This window comes from Enterococcus sp. BWR-S5 (assembly GCF_016745255.1).
Taxonomy (GTDB): domain Bacteria; phylum Bacillota; class Bacilli; order Lactobacillales; family Enterococcaceae; genus Enterococcus_L.
On the sequence record NZ_JADOEQ010000034.1, the window covers coordinates 1 to 2,949 of the forward strand.

Below are 2,949 nucleotides of genomic sequence, written 5' to 3' on the forward strand. Positions count from 1 at the left end.
CTAGAAAAAAATAGAGAGATAGCGGTTGGCGGTCTCTTAAAAAGCTCCCTTGAAGGGAGCAGCAAGTAATGAGCCCTTCTAGGGCTATTAAAAAGCCACCCGCTATGCGGGTGGATAATTACTATAGTGGAAGATAAGCTTCTAGAGACCAACATCGTTAATCAACCGTTGCAGCCGAAAATGGCTAGTTGGATTAAGGAGAACGAATCTCGAATTTTTAAGAAATAAGAGAAAAAATTATGTATGAGCGCCCCACGCTTATGAGAATTGATTGAATACGGTTTGTATTTAATAGAGTGAAACTTGATGATATTATTGAAATGATAAAACATCCTGGTTTTATTGACAATGAGACTTAGATGGGTGAAATTAGATTTTCTAGCCTCACTATCTCAATACCGTTAAGAGCTAAAATGCTGATTTATAAGGAATCATAAGCCTTTTGGCTCTTTTTTTACGAAAAAAGATGGCATAAGGTTAAGCCATCTTTTCTATCACATCGATTAATATCCATTTAGATATTGTTCAATTGTCAGGTCTCCTAGAGAATCGAAAATTTGACCTTCACTTGAGAGGGTGTCATCTGACTCTTTGATCCATTCCTTTTCAATACCATTTTCGGAATAGGAGAGGACGCTTCTGCCATCTTCTGTATAGTATAGGTAAAGATTTTCCATAGGAAGATTAGCGATTGTACCATCTAAAGCAATACTTGAAATTGTTTCGTTAGGATTAAAAAAGACTGGTGCTTCGTCTTCAGAAATACGCCAACCACCAACAAATTCCTCAATAGAAGGTTGCGCAGGTTTTGCAGATTCACTTGTTTCAGTCGCGCTTGTGTCTGTACTTTGTTGCGATTCGGTGGAAGAGAGAGAAGTACTTGTGCTGCTTGTACCAACAACTGTAGACAGCGGTGTGCTTCCTTTAAACTTCTCTGCCTGTTCTTTTTGTGGATTGAAAAAGATAATCATACCTAAGAACCCAAGAAGGATGATAAGCGATAATGTCAGTAAGATAGTATCATTGCGAACCTTTTTATCTCGCTCAAGCCTAAAAATAAACAATTTCCAAAATTTTTTCATAGAACTCCTCGTTTCATAATAAAATCAACGGTTGCAGTTAGCTGCTACCAAGACTACTGTCTGTGTAATGCAACTATTAGTAGTAATTGGGACTCCCTAATGTGCTACCTACAACTATTTGTTATTCTCTGAAAGAACCAAAAATAGAAAAAATAGTAAGATAGGTACACCAATATATACAAGGTATTGCCCGAGATTATAGGCAACATTGTTAAAAAAAACAGGAATAACGTCAACAATCAGTGGAAACATAACAACTGTCATAAAAATTGCTAAAATTAGAACTGCCCATTTGAAAAATGTCTTCATGATTTCACTCCTTAGTTTGAATGACACGTTTAGCGTAGCAAAGTCTTGAGAAAATGTCTATAGTTCAGCAGTTAGAAAGTATCTGGAACTCAAAAGTTCTTTTTTTTATATGAAAAAAGAAAAAGTTTGTTCATCATACCCCTTCTTTTTTTGTTTTTAATCAGACTATATTGGAAAAATAAAAAAGAAGAGATATAACATTTGGAAATGGGGAGAGAGCGAAAAATGCTGAAGGAAAAACAGCTCAGATTGTACTTTAAGGGCAAAGTGTGATACCATCAATTAGTAGTATCATTCTTGATTAATTTAATCGGCCTTATCCTGACAAGTATTTTAGAATAATTCCTTTTACGTTATCGTGAACATATTGCAAATATTTTGTGCAAAAGCACTTGGAGGATTTTTTTTATGAATACAGGTACAGTGAAATGGTTTAATGCAGACAAAGGCTTTGGTTTTATTACAGGAGAAGATGGTACAGACGTTTTCGCTCATTTTTCAGCTATTCAAGGAGATGGATTCAAATCTCTTGATGAAGGACAAAAAGTTACTTACGATTTAGAAGATGGACAAAGAGGTCCTCAAGCAGTTAATATTGTCAAAAACTAGTTTATGCCCATTAAAAACAGCCTTTTAGGCTGTTTTTCTATATAAGGAGGACTAATAATGTCTGAAGAAAAACCAACAAGAGCTTATGGAAAAAAGAGTAAAGAAGATTCAGAAATAAAAAAATCATTCGATGTTGATCAGTCTGTTTCGTTTATTTACAAAAGCGAGATACGGACGGGGATAATTGTTAAGAAGTTGGAGTATGCTGCTGTGGTGAAAATTGATGTGATTGATGGTTCTTCTCAAACAGAAGATCGAACAGTCATTAACTATAGTGAGCTATATCAAAGATAGGGCTGTACAAAGCTACATACTTGGTAAAACATGGGCTTCTTTAAGCTATTAACACTGTTAATTTAATAACTCTTCAATATAGTGTTATAAGAAAAGCTGTTGATGTGAATGGAAAAGAGTTAATGAGTATCTATTCGAAACTCGAAGGATGGAATACGTTTTTAGAGTAATTTTATTTTGTATTGAGAATGATATGGGAAATTACTTTTTTTGAATTGGAAAATGATTTGAATTTAATTAAAATTCGATTTTTTATAAATAAATATTTATTTTTTTTATAAAGTTTGCTAATATTTATGTAAAGAGGGATTTTTTGAGGATATCTTTCTGAAGTTGAGTACAAAGGGATTTTTTAGGTGACTAATATATTCAGTATAGGTTGCTATAAGCACTATCTTCCTTCTGATAAAAGATGCAAATCATTGCCTTTACATTCCTAAAGCGGTGCTTCTTGAAGGGTAGAAACACTACTTTTTATGTGCCAACCATACAAAAAGCCGAGGTGATTATACAGAATCATCTCGGCTTTTTGTTTTAGTTAATGACTTTAGTCGGTTTCAATCACTAAAGTGATTGAAACAAAAAAACCACGCGTACTGCGCGTGGAAGAAGTAGCTTTAGCGATAAAACTCCTTTCGATATACTAGATAAAGGC

At 34.1% G+C, this 2,949-nt stretch carries 4 protein-coding genes; 2 read left to right on the plus strand and 2 right to left on the minus strand.

The window, feature by feature from the left end; genetic code table 11:
• Positions 1–503: 503 nt before the first annotated feature.
• Together IW510_RS21145 and IW510_RS21150 are read right to left on the minus strand one after the other, a co-directional pair.
• On the minus strand, positions 504–1,082 hold the full coding sequence (locus IW510_RS21145) for a DUF4950 domain-containing protein (RefSeq protein WP_202063177.1): 579 nt from the start codon (positions 1,080–1,082) through the stop codon (positions 504–506).
• A 114-nt stretch (positions 1,083–1,196) separates the two neighbouring features.
• Positions 1,197–1,391, minus strand: coding sequence for a hypothetical protein (locus IW510_RS21150; protein ID WP_202063180.1), 195 nt, complete (start codon positions 1,389–1,391; stop codon positions 1,197–1,199).
• Between the two features lie 408 nt (positions 1,392–1,799).
• Here IW510_RS21150 and IW510_RS21155 point away from each other — a divergent pair, with 408 nt between their 5' ends.
• A complete protein-coding gene (locus tag IW510_RS21155; protein WP_202063182.1) occupies positions 1,800–2,000 on the plus strand; it encodes a cold-shock protein in 201 nt (66 codons plus the stop codon).
• Between the two features lie 57 nt (positions 2,001–2,057).
• Positions 2,058–2,294 carry a hypothetical protein gene (locus tag IW510_RS21160; RefSeq protein WP_202063184.1) on the plus strand — a complete coding sequence of 79 codons (237 nt, stop codon included), beginning with the start codon at positions 2,058–2,060 and terminating at the stop codon, positions 2,292–2,294.
• Positions 2,295–2,949: the final 655 nt, after the last annotated feature.

What these genes read in the sequence shown, in the direction of transcription:
- IW510_RS21145 (WP_202063177.1), bottom strand. Translation starts at nt 1,082, where the DNA reads ATGAAAAAATTTTGGAAATTGTTTATTTTTAGGCTTGAGCGAGATAAA.
- IW510_RS21155 (WP_202063182.1), top strand. Translation starts at nt 1,800, where the DNA reads ATGAATACAGGTACAGTGAAATGGTTTAATGCAGACAAAGGCTTTGGT.
- IW510_RS21160 (WP_202063184.1), top strand. Translation starts at nt 2,058, where the DNA reads ATGTCTGAAGAAAAACCAACAAGAGCTTATGGAAAAAAGAGTAAAGAA.
- IW510_RS21150 (WP_202063180.1), bottom strand. Translation starts at nt 1,391, where the DNA reads ATGAAGACATTTTTCAAATGGGCAGTTCTAATTTTAGCAATTTTTATG.